This is a genomic window from Saccharopolyspora sp. NPDC045941 (genome assembly GCF_056431445.1).
The window spans coordinates 89,209-102,511 of record NZ_JBWKKU010000029.1 but is presented as its reverse complement, the minus strand read 5'-3'; the positions used below and the strand labels follow the sequence as shown (position 1 = coordinate 102,511).

13 protein-coding genes and 2 tRNA genes are annotated in these 13,303 nt (G+C 69.5%); 8 read left to right on the top strand and 7 right to left on the bottom strand.

Annotated elements, in window-relative coordinates; translation table 11 throughout:
• The coding region (fxsT, locus tag AC07FN_RS23625; RefSeq protein WP_478397566.1) for an FxSxx-COOH system tetratricopeptide repeat protein at positions 1-2,162 on the bottom strand (2,162 nt) is incomplete at its 3' end.
• Positions 2,163-2,345: 183 nt separating this feature from the next.
• Between fxsT and AC07FN_RS23620 the strand changes: the two genes are divergently transcribed.
• A complete protein-coding gene (locus AC07FN_RS23620; protein ID WP_478397565.1) occupies positions 2,346-2,960 on the top strand; it encodes a DUF1707 SHOCT-like domain-containing protein in 615 nt (204 codons plus the stop codon).
• Positions 2,961-3,282: 322 nt separating this feature from the next.
• Positions 3,283-4,401 (top strand): WD40 repeat domain-containing protein, encoded by a 1,119-nt coding sequence (locus AC07FN_RS23615; RefSeq protein ID WP_478397564.1) that lies wholly within the window; start codon positions 3,283-3,285, stop codon positions 4,399-4,401.
• Positions 4,402-4,465: 64 nt separating this feature from the next.
• On the opposite strand, the gene AC07FN_RS23610 is transcribed toward AC07FN_RS23615, so the two are convergent.
• Together AC07FN_RS23610 and AC07FN_RS23605 are read right to left on the bottom strand one after the other, a co-directional pair.
• Positions 4,466-5,593, bottom strand: a complete 1,128-nt coding sequence (locus tag AC07FN_RS23610) for a DEAD/DEAH box helicase family protein (RefSeq protein WP_478397563.1) — start codon at positions 5,591-5,593, stop codon at positions 4,466-4,468.
• Between the two features lie 63 nt (positions 5,594-5,656).
• Entirely contained in the window at positions 5,657-6,058 is a 402-nt protein-coding gene (locus tag AC07FN_RS23605) for a hypothetical protein (RefSeq protein ID WP_478397562.1), read from the bottom strand.
• A 216-nt stretch (positions 6,059-6,274) separates the two neighbouring features.
• On the opposite strand from AC07FN_RS23605, the gene AC07FN_RS23600 reads away from it, so the two are divergent.
• The 5 genes from AC07FN_RS23600 to AC07FN_RS23580 all read left to right on the top strand — a co-directional run bounded on the left by AC07FN_RS23600 (position 6,275) and on the right by AC07FN_RS23580 (position 10,047).
• Positions 6,275-6,643, top strand: coding sequence for an ArsR/SmtB family transcription factor (locus AC07FN_RS23600; RefSeq protein WP_478397561.1), 369 nt, complete (start codon positions 6,275-6,277; stop codon positions 6,641-6,643).
• Positions 6,640-7,122 carry an SRPBCC family protein gene (locus AC07FN_RS23595; RefSeq protein ID WP_478397560.1) on the top strand — a complete coding sequence of 161 codons (483 nt, stop codon included), beginning with the start codon at positions 6,640-6,642 and terminating at the stop codon, positions 7,120-7,122. The genes AC07FN_RS23600 and AC07FN_RS23595 overlap by 4 nt, the downstream gene beginning before the upstream one ends.
• A 1-nt stretch (position 7,123) precedes the next feature.
• A complete protein-coding gene (locus AC07FN_RS23590; RefSeq protein ID WP_478397559.1) occupies positions 7,124-7,705 on the top strand; it encodes a TIGR03086 family metal-binding protein in 582 nt (193 codons plus the stop codon).
• A gap of 97 nt (positions 7,706-7,802) precedes the next feature.
• Entirely contained in the window at positions 7,803-9,167 is a 1,365-nt protein-coding gene (locus AC07FN_RS23585) for an MFS transporter (RefSeq protein WP_478397558.1), read from the top strand.
• A gap of 274 nt (positions 9,168-9,441) precedes the next feature.
• Positions 9,442-10,047 carry a maleylpyruvate isomerase family mycothiol-dependent enzyme gene (locus AC07FN_RS23580; protein WP_478397579.1) on the top strand — a complete coding sequence of 202 codons (606 nt, stop codon included), beginning with the start codon at positions 9,442-9,444 and terminating at the stop codon, positions 10,045-10,047.
• Between the two features lie 285 nt (positions 10,048-10,332).
• Here the strand turns inward: AC07FN_RS23580 and AC07FN_RS23575 are convergent, their stop codons facing one another.
• On the bottom strand, positions 10,333-10,581 hold the full coding sequence (locus AC07FN_RS23575) for an SCO4226 family nickel-binding protein (RefSeq protein ID WP_478397557.1): 249 nt from the start codon (positions 10,579-10,581) through the stop codon (positions 10,333-10,335).
• A 144-nt stretch (positions 10,582-10,725) separates the two neighbouring features.
• Here AC07FN_RS23575 and AC07FN_RS23570 point away from each other — a divergent pair, with 144 nt between their 5' ends.
• Positions 10,726-10,854, top strand: coding sequence for a hypothetical protein (locus tag AC07FN_RS23570; protein WP_478397556.1), 129 nt, complete (start codon positions 10,726-10,728; stop codon positions 10,852-10,854).
• Between the two features lie 96 nt (positions 10,855-10,950).
• Here the strand turns inward: AC07FN_RS23570 and AC07FN_RS23565 are convergent.
• The 3 genes from AC07FN_RS23565 to AC07FN_RS23555 all read right to left on the bottom strand — a co-directional run bounded on the left by AC07FN_RS23565 (position 10,951) and on the right by AC07FN_RS23555 (position 13,218).
• Positions 10,951-11,023 (bottom strand) — tRNA-Arg (locus AC07FN_RS23565).
• A gap of 42 nt (positions 11,024-11,065) precedes the next feature.
• Positions 11,066-11,155: transfer RNA gene (locus AC07FN_RS23560), tRNA-Ser, on the bottom strand.
• A gap of 80 nt (positions 11,156-11,235) precedes the next feature.
• A complete protein-coding gene (locus tag AC07FN_RS23555) occupies positions 11,236-13,218 on the bottom strand; it encodes an acetoacetate--CoA ligase (RefSeq protein WP_478397555.1) in 1,983 nt (660 codons plus the stop codon).
• Between the last annotated feature and the right edge of the window lie 85 nt (positions 13,219-13,303).

Below are 13,303 nucleotides of genomic sequence, written 5' to 3'. Positions count from 1 at the left end.
ACCTCACCAACCTCACCCAAAGCCGAAGCGAAGTTGGACATCGACCGCAAAGTGTCCGGATGCTCCTCGCCCAACGCCCGCCGGTACTTCTCCCATGCCGCCTCGCACAGCTCACGCGCGCGAGAGACCTCACCAACCTCACCCAAAGCCGAAGCGAAGTTGGACATCGACCGCAAAGTGTCCGGATGCTCCTCGCCCAACGCCCGCCGGTACTTCTCCCATACCGCCTCGTGCACTTGACAACCCAACGCATACTCGCCGAGATAGCCCAGGACTACTGCGAGATCGTTCATGGAACGCAGCGTCCCAACGTGGTCATCTCCGAACTTCTCCCGCCACCGGGACAAAGTTCCTTCTATTAGCGCATGCGCCTGCCGGTACTCTCCGAGCCGGGAATGACTGTGGGCGACCTCGTTCGCAGCGGTCAGCGTGTGGATGTCATCTGGTCCGATGCGTTCGCGCCACTGCTCGTAGAGGCGGCGGACGAAAGGCATGGCCGATGTAACGTCCCCACGTCGCAACAGATACAAGGCCGCGTCACAGGCCAAGGAACGCAGCCGCTCGTTGTCGGTGGTCGCCGGGTCCACCTCGACCAGGTGCGGCAGCAACCGCGCCCATTCCGGCCACGCCACCGGATCATCCGTGCTTCCCGGATCGACCCCGGCGAGCAGGGCTTCTGTGCTGGCATGCAAGGCCTTTCGCCGGTCGGCCGACAGCTGGTCGCGGATGACAGATCGCACCAGGCGGTGCAGGCGGATGGTCGCGTTGCCGACGCGGGCCAGCCCAATGCGGCCGATCCGCCTGACCAGCTTGCCGAACGCGAGCGGACCCCCGGCGACCTCCGCCAGCTCGTCCGGCAGCGCCGCGGGTTTGCTCAACCACCTGGTCGGAATCGGCTCCGGTGCGAACATCGCGCACACCTGGAGCAACGCGACCGCAGCTGGCTCATCCGCCGCCAGCCGCTCCATCGACACGCGCACCGCAGCCGCCAGCGAGGTCGGGTACGAGCTCGGTGGCTTCTCGTTCAGCACGTCGTTCGTGCGGCTCGCCAGCAGCCGGAGGTATTCCGGCACCGACAGGCCGGTTTCCGCCAGCGTTCCGCCTGCCTGCGCCAACGCCAGCGGCAGGTCGCCGAGCTCGTCGGCGAGCCGGTCGGCGTCGGCGTCCGCGAGATCAGGTTGCCGGGAACGCAGCAGCGCGATCGACTCCTGCCGCTGGAACTCCTGCACCTCGGTGCGCGTCCCGATCTCGTTCCAGGCCGGGTTCCGCGAGGTGATCAGCACGTGCCCGGCGGCCCCGGAAAGCCAGGGCCGCACGGCATCCGGGTCCTCGGCGTTGTCGAAGACGAGCAACCAGCGGGAGTTCTCCCGGAAGTACTTGCGCACCGCGAGTTCCGCCGCGGTGTGGTCGGTGTTCGTGCCGACCAGGCCCGCCGCGACGGCCAGCGCCGCGAACTGCTCGCTGATCAGGCCGGTCCGCTCGGAGTCGATCCACCACACCAGGTCGTACCCGGCGGCGAAGGCGTGCGCGTACTCGATCGCCAGCTGCGTCTTGCCGACGCCGCCGATCCCGTGCAGGACCTGCGTGTTCTTGCCGGAGAGCAACCGCTCCCGCAGCGGCACCAGCACGCCGTCCCGGCCGGTGAAGTCCGAGTTCCGCCCGGGCACGTTCCACACCGCCGGCGGGCGCCCCGGAACCCGCGGCCTGGACCCGGCCTCCTGGCCGCGGGCCTGCGCACTGGGCGGGAACTCCGGCCGCCCGTCCGGGCGCTGCGGCCCGCGCGCCGCGTCCAGCAACGCCTTGCGGGCCTGGTCCTCGTCCAGCCCGAAGAGCTTCTGCGCGATCAGCGGGCGCAGCAGCTGCGGCGGCTCGCATTCCTCCACCACCAGCGGCAACAGCCTGGAACGCTGCTGCTCGTCGTGCACGAAGGCACTGGCCCACTCGTCGGTCGTGTAGCGCTGCGGTTCGAAGTAGGCGGGCGAGAACAGGGCCACGACGCGTTCGGCGCCGTCGAGCGCGGCGGCCATCTTCATGACGAAGTTGTCCCCGGCGGCCCAGTCCCAGGTGTCGAGCTCGACGGTGTAGCCGGCGTCGACCAAGTGCCAGGCCACCCACTCCGCCCACGCCCGGTCCCGGCCCGCGTGGCTGATGAAGAAGTCCACCCCAGGTAACCCCCAGCTGCCCGGTCGAAAACTGCGAAACGCGCCGGAACGAGATGCCGAACCAGCAGGGTACCGCGCCTTGATCGCCGGACTCCCCGAAGCAGCGATGTCCACATAGGACCCGAATGTCAAAATGTCCGGTACTCGGACGTGGCGACGCCGCCCGAGCTCTAGACTGCCGGCATGAGCAGCACAGACGGGAGCGACGACCGATCCCTCCGCGCATCGGACGACGAGCGCGCCGAGACCGCGCGGCAACTCACCGAAGCCGTGGGGGCCGGACGACTGACCCTGGCCGAGTTCACCGACCGCGTCGACGCCGCCTACCAGGCCGTCACGCGGGGCGAGCTCGCCGAGCCGGTGACGGATCTGCCCGCCGCGCCGTCGAACCTGCCCGCCGAACCCGCCGACGAGACCAAGCGCCGGTGGAAGATCGCGATCATGGGCGGCTCCGACTACAAGGGCCGCTGGCAGGTGCCCCGCAAGTCCGGCTACTTCGCGCTGATGGGCGGCTCCACGATCGACCTGCGCGAGGCGACGCTGCCCGGCCGGGAGATCGAGATCGTGCTGGTGTCGATCATGGGCGGCAGCGACGTGATCGTGCCGCGAGGGGTGCGCGTGGTGGTCGACTCAACGGACTTCATGGGCGGCAACACGGTCAAGGTCGACGAGGACGCGGAGATGCCGAACGCCCCGGTCATCCGCATCCGCACCTACTCGTTCATGGGCGGCAACGACATCAAGCACCCCAAGCCCAAGAAGAACTGGCTGTCCCAGTGGCGCCGCGATCCACAGTAGACACATCAAGCGAAGCGGCGGAAACCATGATGCGGCGCTCCGAGGCGGCATAGACTCCGGCAGCACGATGCCGGTCGTCCGACGCAGGAGCTTTATCACCGATGTCCACCGATATCTTCGGGGCCCGCGTCCTCGACGTCGACCTGGACCGCCGCGAAATCCGGCTCCGCGTATTCGTCGTGTACTACGAGACGAGCGGCCGGAGCTACCTGGCACCGCCGGTGCGAGATCCGGGGTTCTTCCTGGGGCTGCTGTGGGAATCCGGCCGCTGGGGGCACCCGATCGGCGAGGTCGTCGAATCCGCCCAGATCCTCGACCGGGCATGGTCGCCGAGCACGCCCGCTGGTTCGTCTCGCACGTCGAGCGCACCTCCGTCGCCAACGACCCGCCGTCCGAGGACGGCTGGGGGCGCCTCAAGGACTTCTACTACGAGCGCGGCGGGCAGTGGGCCGACGAGGAATGGCTGACGCAGGCCGATTACGTCGTCCGCGTCACCGATCACGCCTGGATCCAGCACTTGGAGGCCGGTGCGGCGTGGGGCTCCACCCAGCTCCCGATCAACGCCGACAGCTTGCGGCCCGAGGACGTGCCGCTCGTTCCGAACGTGCATGACCCGCTCGTGCTCCGGCCCTTCGGCACCCTCACCTCGACGCAGCTGGCCTTCTCCGATGACGGCCGCTTCCTGGCCGTGGCCGGCTGGAATGCCGGGATCGTGGTGTACGACTGCGGCGACTGGTCGGAGCACCGGCGCTTCACCGCGGAACAAGGGCGCTTGATGTGGGCTCCCGGGCGGCACGTCGTCGCGCTCACGAACTCGCTTTCGTCGCCGCCCACGCAGACCGCGTACGACGTGGACACCGGCGTCGTGGTCGAGGTCCCGCTGGAGCGCGGCGAGCTCCGCTCCCGCTCGGGCGCCCACCGGATCGACTTCGGCCTGGCCCCAGGCGTGGACTTCTTGCTCGACGGGGACGAACAGGCGCGGATGCCCGTCGGTGCGAACACAGCGATCGCCGACGCAGCCTTCGCCGAGGACGAGTCCCGCTTGTTCGCCAGCACATTCGGCCGGGACCTGCACGTGATCGACCCGTCCTCGCGGACCGTCGTCGACACCATCGACGTCGCGTCCTCCGTCCTGCAACTGGCGCTGAGCCCGTCCAGCGCCTACCTGGTCACCGCCGCGAACACCGGCGGCGACATCTGGGGCGCCGACGGCCACGAGCTGTGCGTCCGCAGGCTCGGCGACCGCGAGGTCATCATGAGCCACTGGCCGGGCGGCAACGTCTACGACCTGGCGTGGTCGCCCGACAACCGCTGGCTCGCGCTCCACACCGAGGACGCGGAAGGCGCCGGGGAAACGCGGATCATGCGCATCGGGCTGCCGGTGGAACCGCCCGCCGACCTGCGTCCGCCGGAGAGCGTCGGCTCGGTGGAGCAGCCATGACCGAACCGCAGCGGGATCACGCCGGTTCGAAGTGAACGGACCGTTCGCTCCGCCAGATCCGCGATCAGCGCGGATCGCGTTCTGGGGGGCCGAGAGCGGGGCGCAGCATGTCGAGCAGCGCTGCGGAGGTCTCCTGGGGCGACTGGCCCGTGGTGTCGAGGACCATCCGGGGTTCCCCGGAACTTCGCAGCCACTCCGCCTCCGCCGCCGCTCGGACCGCCACCCGGCTCTGCAATTCCGTTGGCGCGCCGCGGAGTTCGTCCCCCGCGAGCAGCGCCGACTCGCCATCGGCCCGACGTCGGATGCGGTCCTCCAGCGCAGCTGCGTCGGCGTCCAGCCAGACGACGGTGACGAGCTCCTCCGCCAGTGCCCCCATGAGTTCCGCGCCGGGATCGCGGGTCACGAGGATCAGCGACTGCGCCCCGGCCTGCCGGTAGCCGCGCCACAGCGCCGCGAGTTCGGCCGTCTGGAGAACGGGATCCGGCCCGGGATGGACGAATCCGAGCTGGTCGACGTCGATGTACGCGGTCGGCGCGCCGCTCTGCCAGAGGTCGCGCAGCACGCTCCACGCGGCGGTCGACTTGCCCACCGCGGTCGCGCCCGTCACGACGACCACCGGCATCGGCGGCGACCCGTCGCCCACGGGGACCAGCGGCTGCACCGGGCCGGGCCGGACGACGCAATGGCCCATCAGGGCATCGATGGTGTCGTCGGGGCGATGGCCGGTCGTGTCCAGCGGGGTGCCGATCGCCGCGCGGTCGATCCGGTCGACCACCTCGAACAGCTCCCCCAGCATGCCGGCCGGCGATCCGCGCCCGAGGAACCGGCTGCGCAGTTCCTGACGGTCGCAATGCAGCCGCACGAGCGCGAGATCGATGCGAGCCGCCTCGGCGCTACCGGCGAAGAACGGTTCGACGCCGAGCTCCGGATCCACGACGCCGGACACGATCACCTGCTGCACGCCTCGCTGCCGCAACACGGCGATCACCCGCAGCAGGTTGGCCGCCTTGATCTCGTGGCTCGCCGCACCGCCGCCCGGTGGTGGCCCGATCAAGCCGAGCTGATCGATGTCGACGTACGCGACGCTGCCGCCCCGCCCGGAGATGCGCGTGAACAACCCCCAGCCGGACGTCGACTTCCCCGTTCCAGGCGCACCGGTCACCCAGAGCACCGGAATCGTGCTGCTCCCCATACCCGGTGAGCCTAGGAACCCCGGTCAACTGAAATTCGCCGAACGACGCCGGGAAACACGAGATCACCCGCCGATCGAGACGCCGACGAGGAACAGGACCATCATCGCCGCGACGGTGCCGAAGACCAGGAACCGATGCTTCGCGCTCCATTCGCCCGCCGGTGTGCCCTCGACCGCCTGAGCAACCCTGTCCCGCCGCCCCTGGGCCAGGCTCCGCGGCACCAGGATGACCAGCGGCACGGCCAGCGCCGCGGTCAGGATCGGCCAGCCGACCGTCGCGACCAGCCAGAACCGGATGCCGTTGGCGAAGCCACTCGCTCCGCCGTCCGGGGCGGTGATGACCAGGACAACGGTCAGCGACAGCAGCGGGGCGAGGATCGCGGCGAGGCCGCACCCCACCACGACGTCCCGGCGCTGCACCTCGGTGCCGCATCCATCGGGCGTCGGTTCGGATTCCGCCTGCATGGGCCAACCCTCCGTCCGGCTCGTGCCTCACTTGCAGCAGACGCACGAGCTCGAACGAGGTTGCCTCCGGCGGCGGCAGGGACATGACCTGGTATTCCCTTTCGCCGAGCGGGTTCTCGCCGAATGCACACGAAGAGGGCCTTCCTCAACTGCTCGGTTGACAACGAAGAGAAGGCCGCCTAGCTTGGTATTCAACCGATTAGTTGAGGAAGAATCGTGGACGAGAGCACGGAGCGGCTCAACCGGGCGTTCGCGGCATTGGCCGACCCGACCCGGCGCGAGCTGGTGGCCCGGCTGGCCGGCGCGGACGCGACCGTGGGCGAGCTGGCCGAGCCCTACGACATGAGCCTCCAGGCGATCTCCAAGCACGTGAAGGTGCTCGAGGAGGCCGGCCTGGTGACCCGCAGCAAGGACGCCCAGCGCCGGCCGGTCCACCTGGACGCGGAGGTGTTCGACCTGATGTCGAAGTGGATCGAGCGCTATCGCCGGGAGGCCGAGGAGCGCTACCAGCGCCTCGATGCCCTGCTCGGCCGGATGACCGGCGAAGAGAACCAGAAACCGAACCGCACGGAGGACGCATCATGACCAAGCACGAGACCCAGATCCTGGCGGACGAGAAGGTCCCGACGATCGAGATCCTCCGGGAGTTCGACGCGGCTCCCGAGCAGGTGTACCGCGCCCACGTCGATCCCGAGCTCTACGCGCAATGGGTCGGGCCGCGTTCGCTGACCACGAGGGTCATCCGGTGGGACGCTCGCACCGGCGGCTCGTGGGCCTTCGCCAACGATCGCGGCGGCGAGGAGATCGCCTCCTTCTACGGCAGCTTCCACGAGGTGCGGCCGAACGAGCGGATCGTGTGGACCTTCACCTACGAAGGCCAACCCGACGGAGTCGCACTGGAGACGCTGACCTTCGAGGAACTCGAGGACGGGCGCACACGGCTGCGGACGCTGAGCGTGGTGCAGGACTTCGAGACCCGCGACGGCATCCTGTCCAGCGGTATGGACGTCGGGGTCAATGAGGGCTACGACAAGCTCGACGAGCTGCTCGCGAAGGACGCCTGAGATGACGCGCACACCTGCCCAGCAACACGCGCACGACGCCGACCGGTTCACCGAGCTGGTCGAGTCCGCCTCGGCCGGCGACTGGGCGCGCCCCAGCCCGGTCGCGGAGTGGACGGCCCTCGACATCGTGAAGCACCTGGCCGGGTGGTCCCGCGGCTTCCTGGCCGGTGCCGGGATCGAGCTCCCGCCCCTGGACGTCGAGGCCGACCCGGTCGCCGCCTGGAAGCAGCACGTCACCGACATCCAGGCGATCCTCGACGCCCCCGCCGGGCGGGTGCTCAGCAACCCGCACACCGGCGACAAACCGGTGGACGAGGCGATCGACCAGTTCTACACAGCCGACGTCTGGATGCACACCTGGGATCTCGCCAAGGCGCTCGGCCGCGAGCCCGCGCTGGGCCAGGAGCGTTGCCGCGCCGCGCTGGCGGCCATGAAGCCCGTGGAGCAGATGCTGCGCGACAGCGGGCAGTTCGGTCCCGCCGTGCCCATCGCCGACGGGGCCTCCGCGCAGGACGAGCTGATGGCCTTCATCGGCCGCGATCCGGCCTGGCCGTCCACCGGCCGAGCCGCCGCGAACGACTAGCCCCGTTGACACATACCCCCTAGGGGTATATAAATCCTCTCGTCGTGAATACCCCAATGGGGTATCAGCGACTGCGGTCGCCCGGGAGGAGACGGACATGGGACTGTTCGCGATTCGCGACTACCGGCGGCTGTTCGGCGCTCAAGTCATCGCGTTGTTCGGCACCGGCCTGGCCACCGTCGCGCTGGGCCTGCTCGCTTACGAGCTCGCGGGCCCACGGGCCGGCGCGGTTCTCGCCACCGCGCTGACGATCAAGATGGTCGCGTACGTGGTCGTCGCACCTCTGGCGGCCGCGTACGTCGACCGGCTGCCCAGGCGTTGGTTCCTCACGATCCTCGACGTGGTGCGCGCCCTGGTGGTGATCGCGCTGCCGTTCGTCACCGAGGTGTGGCACATCTACGTCCTGATCGGGGTCCTCCAGACCGCGTCAGCGGCGTTCACGCCGACGTTCCAGGCGGTCATCCCCGACATCGTGACCGAGGAGGCCGACTACACCCGCGCGCTGTCCGCGTCGCAGGTGGCCTCCACCATGGAGAGCCTGCTGAGCCCGGTGCTCGCGGCCGTGGCGCTCACCTTCATGTCGTTCAACCTGCTGTTCCTCGGCACCTCCGCCGGGTTCGCCGCGTCCGCGCTGCTGGTCCTGTCCACGCGCATCCCCAACGCGCGCCCCAGCTCGCACGCGAACGCCTGGGACCGGGCCGTGGCGGGGATCCGCACGTTCGCGGCCACCCCGAGCCTGCGCGGCGTCATGGCGCTGAACCTCGTGGTCGCCGCCGCCGGCTCCATCGTGGTCGTCAACACCGTGAACTACGTCCGCGACGTCCTCGGCGGAACCCGATCCGACGTGGCCTGGATGCTCGCCGCGTCCGGAACGGGGACGCTGCTGGTGGCCCTCGTCCTCCCGCGCGTCCTGGACCGGGTGGCGGACCGGTTCGTGATGCTGATCGGCGCCGCGGTGCTGGTGCTCGCGGTCGGCGCGGCGGTCACGACATCCGCGGCGAGCATCGCCGCGGCACTGCCGACCGGGGTGATCTGGGTGGCGATCGGCGGCGGTATGGCGCTGATCATCACGCCGACCGGGCGGGTGCTCCGCCGAGCCGTCGACCCCACCGGAATTCCCGAGGTCTTCGCGGCCCAGTTCTCGCTGTCCCACCTGGCCTGGCTGGTGACCTACCCCATCGCCGGATGGGGCGCCACGCAAGCGGGCTTCACGACCACCTGGACCGTGCTGGCGGGCCTGGCGGCGATCGGAGCCATCACGGCACTGGCGGTCTGGCCAAGCGACGAGAAGGCCGAAGCCGGAGAGCGTGCGGCAGAGGCGGTTGCGCCGCGCGTCAGGAAGGCCGAGACCGGAGCCCGCGCCCCCGTGGCGGTCGCTCCCGCCCGCACCGAAGTCGCCACCCGGGAAGCCGCGGAGGGCACACTCGCGGCAGGCCAATGCGCCTGCGTCCGCACCATCTGAGGCAGCTGGCGAACGCCACGTAGAACTCCGTTGAGGACGCGCACTTCTCGCTCACCGGTCAGCGGGCGGGAAGTGCGCGTCCAATGGTTTTGCGCACAACACGGATGATCGGGGCCGCCGAAGCAAATCCGTCCCGCTCGACGCACATCGATGAACAGCTGCGAGAGAGGCAACCTGTCGGCCCCCGATGGGAGGCTCGCCATCACGGCTGACGCAGAACACGCAACGTGGAGGTGGCCGAGTGAGCAGCCAAGAATCGGGTGCGGCCGACGTGATGACCCTCGCCATGCAAGAACGTGGCGACTTCGCCGATTTCCTCGAGACGCTGACTCCCCAGCAGTGGGAGACACCGAGCCTGTGCGATGGCTGGACCGTGCGAGACGTGATCGCTCACGTGATCAGCTACGAGGAACTGGGCTGGGCGGGCCTCATCAAGCGTTTCGCCCGTGGCGGGTTCATCCCCAGCAAGGTCAACGCGATCGGCATGCGTGAGTACTCCCGCAGCCCGCAGGAACTGATCAACCTGCTGCGCGCGCACCAGCGGCCCAGAGGGCTGACCGCCGCGCGCGGTGGCATGATCGCGCTCGTGGACGGCATGATCCACCAACAGGACATTCGCCGCCCACTCCACATGCCCCGCGAGATACCCCACTTCCGCCTGCGAACCGCGTTGCGGCTAGCGCTGACCGCGCCGCCTATCGGCGCACCCAAACGAGCCCGCGGCCTCACCCTCGTCGCCACCGACCTGGACTGGTCACGCGGCTCCGGCCCCGAAGTACGCGGCCCAGGCGAAGCCCTGCTCATGGCCATCGCCGGACGCGGCCACGCCATCAACGAACTGTCAGGCCCCGGCCAAGCCCTGCTCGCCGAGCGAATCTGACAACCCGCACACCGGCATGTTGAGGTGCGAGCCCCCAGGCAGAGTGCCCAGCACCGTTCATCGAGCGGATCCTGCGCCGCCGGGGCATGGCCGACGCGGAGATCGCCGCGCACCTCGGCACCGACCAGGCCGCCGAGGCGGGTGTCGCGGCATGAGGATTCGTTCGATCAAGCCGGAGGTCTGGCGCTCGCCCGACTCACCGCACACCACCCCAGCCGACACCGGACCTAGCTGGCAGGTTCGGTGCCAGGGGCGCCACCCGGTCACCGCTCACGTGTGACCAGTTCAGGCCTGTAGAGGGACCTGGTAAACCTCGTCGGTCGGGTGCCCGGCCCGTTGGTGGACCTTCTTGACAGCGTCCGCGCTCGGCGCCTCGGACAGACAGAAAACGATGCCGCTGTCGGGATCGGCCCAAGCATGCTTGAAGTCGACGTTCTCCTCGGACTGGATCGCCAGATCCGCACGATGGGCTTCGGCGAGCTGTTCTGAAGTCAACCCGGCCATGTCGTGATGCACATCCATGAATTCCGGCATCGGTGGCTCCCTTCGCGATGGCTGCCAACGGACAGCCCGGGACCGATGCCTCGATGGTCCTACTCCGCACCACCTTCCGCTGTTCGACCTTCCGTGGCGAATCCCGCGAGCCACAGAAGCCTTTTGGGGCATGCGTCACTGTCGGTGACCGCCGACCTGTACGTCTCGGTGCTACCTGAACTCGCCCTCTCGGCGGCCGAAGCCGCCGACGCGTTGGTTCCTCGGTCTCGCCGCCCGACCGCCGGTCTCGCCTCGGTCTCCCTTACCGCCTGAACGACTACTAGGGACACCCCGTCATACGCGCTGCTCTGACCCCGAAAAGCAGCGAACCCCCTGCTAGAGGGGGTTCGCTGCTGTCTCGACCAGACGTGCGCCCGAAGGGATTCGAACCCCTAACCTTCTGATCCGTAGTCAGATGCTCTATCCGTTGAGCTACGGGCGCGTCTTCAGTTTTGTGATCTCCACCTGGCGGTGGAGGCCACAGCGGAGGCTCCGGGATTTGAACCCGGGAGGGGGCGTAACCCCCAACCGCATTAGCAGTGCGGCGCCATAGACCAGACTAGGCGAAGCCTCCCGGTAACCCTCGCGGCCACCGGAGAAAAGATTACACACCCCTCCGAACGGTCGAAACAGGGGGGTCGGTTTTTCCGTCCGTCACCCGTTCAGGTCGGCACTGAGCTGCACGAACGGGTCCAGGGCCGCCGGGTTCTGGAGGGCGTCGCGGCTGACCGCCCGCTCCGGCGGCGTGCCGGCGAGGATCCTCTTCACCGGAACCTCCAGCTTCTTGCCGTTGAGGGTGCGCGGCACCTCGTCGACGACGATGAACCGGTTCGGCACGTGCCGCGGCGAGAGCTCCGCGCGCAGCGCCGCCTTGAGCCGCGGCTTGACCTCGTCCAGCTCGGCGCGCTCGGCCAGCACCAGGAAGCACAGCAGTTTCCCCTCGGCCTCGCCCGCGCCCGAGGTGTCGATCACCAGCGAGTCGACGATCTCCTCGAAGCCCTCCACCACCCGGTAGAACTCCGCGGTGCCCATCCGGACGCCGCCGCGGTTGAGGGTCGAGTCGCTGCGGCCGTAGATCACGAAGGTGCCGCGGTCGGTGAGCCGCACCCAGTCGCCGTGCCGCCACACCCCCGGGAACACGTCGAAGTACGCCTCGCGCAGCCGGGAGTCGTCCGGGTCGTTCCAGAAGAACACCGGCATCGTCGGCATCGGCTTGGTCAGCACCAGCTCGCCGACCTCGTCGTGCAGCTCCCGACCGTGCTCGTCGTAGGAGGCGACCGCCGCGCCGAGCAGCGCGCAGGAGATCTCGCCCAGCCACACCGGCACATCCGGCGCGGCTCCCACGAACGCGGTGCACAGGTCGGTGCCGCCGGAGACGCTGGCGATCTGCACGTCCTCGCCGACCGCGTCGGCCACCCAGCGGAAGCCGTCGGTGGTCAGCGGCGCCCCGGTCGAGCCGACCGTGCGCAGCGCGGACAGGTCGAAGTCGTCCCCCGGGCGCAGGCCGCGCTTCAGGCAGCTCTGGATGAACGGGGCCGACGTGCCGAAGTAGTTCACCCGGTGCCGGGCCGCCAGTTCCCACAGCGCCGACAGCGCCGGGTAGCCCGGATTGCCGTCGTACAGCACCAGGGTCGTGCCGCTCAGCAGGCCGCCGACCAGGAAGTTCCACATCATCCAGCCCGTCGTGGTGAACCAGAAGAACCGGTCGCCCGGGCCGAGGTCGCAGTGCAGGCCGATGGCCTTGAGGTGCTCCAGCACCATGCCGCCGTGGCCGTGCACGATGCCCTTCGGCAGGCCGGTGGTGCCCGAGGAGTACAGCACCCACAGCGGGTGGTCGAACGGCACCGGGTCGAACTCCAGCGGCGCGCCGCGGTGCCGCGCGAGCAGGTCGTCCCAGTCGATGGCGCCCGGCAGTTCGGCCGCCTCGCCGAGGTAGTCGACCAGCACCGCGCCGGCCAGTCCCGGCATCGCCTCGCGCAACCGATCCACAGTGGACCTGATGTCGAAAGTACTGCCGCCGTAGCAATATCCGTCGACCGCGATCAGCACCTTCGGCTCGATCTGCACGAAGCGGTCCGCGATCGCCCGCGCGCCGAAGTCCGGGGAGCACGACGACCAGGTCGCACCGAGGCTCGCCGCGGCGAGGAAGGCCACCAGCGTCTCGGGGCAGTTCGGCGCCAACGCCACGACTCGGTCGCCGGCCTGCACGCCCAGCTCCGCGAGGCCCGCCCGCGCGGCGGCCACCCGCTCCCTCAGCTCGCCGTACGTGATCTCCTCGCCGCGGCCGTCCTCGCGGGCGAAGATCACCGCCAGGTCGTCGTCCGCCTTGCCCGCGCCGTAGCGGAGGGCGTGCTCGGCGTAGTTCAGGGTGGCGCCGGGGAACCACTGCGCGCCGGGCATGACCTCGGCGACCAGGACCTGCTCGGCGCGGTCGTGGAAGCGGACGTCGAAGAACTCCGCCACCGCCGACCAGAAGGCGGTCAGATCCGACACCGACCACTGCCACAGCGTCCGGTAGTCGGCCAGGTCGATGCCGCGCTCGCCGCGCAACCACTCGCGGAACGCGGTCATCCGGCTCGCGGCCACGCGTTCCGGGCCGGGCCGCCACAACAGCTCGGGATCGGTGCTCGGTGCCATGGCCTTTCATAACCCACCGAGTCCGGGTTAAGCCAGCCTTCGACGCCGCTGAGCTGCCGGTTCGCACCGGCAGCCACATGCGTCA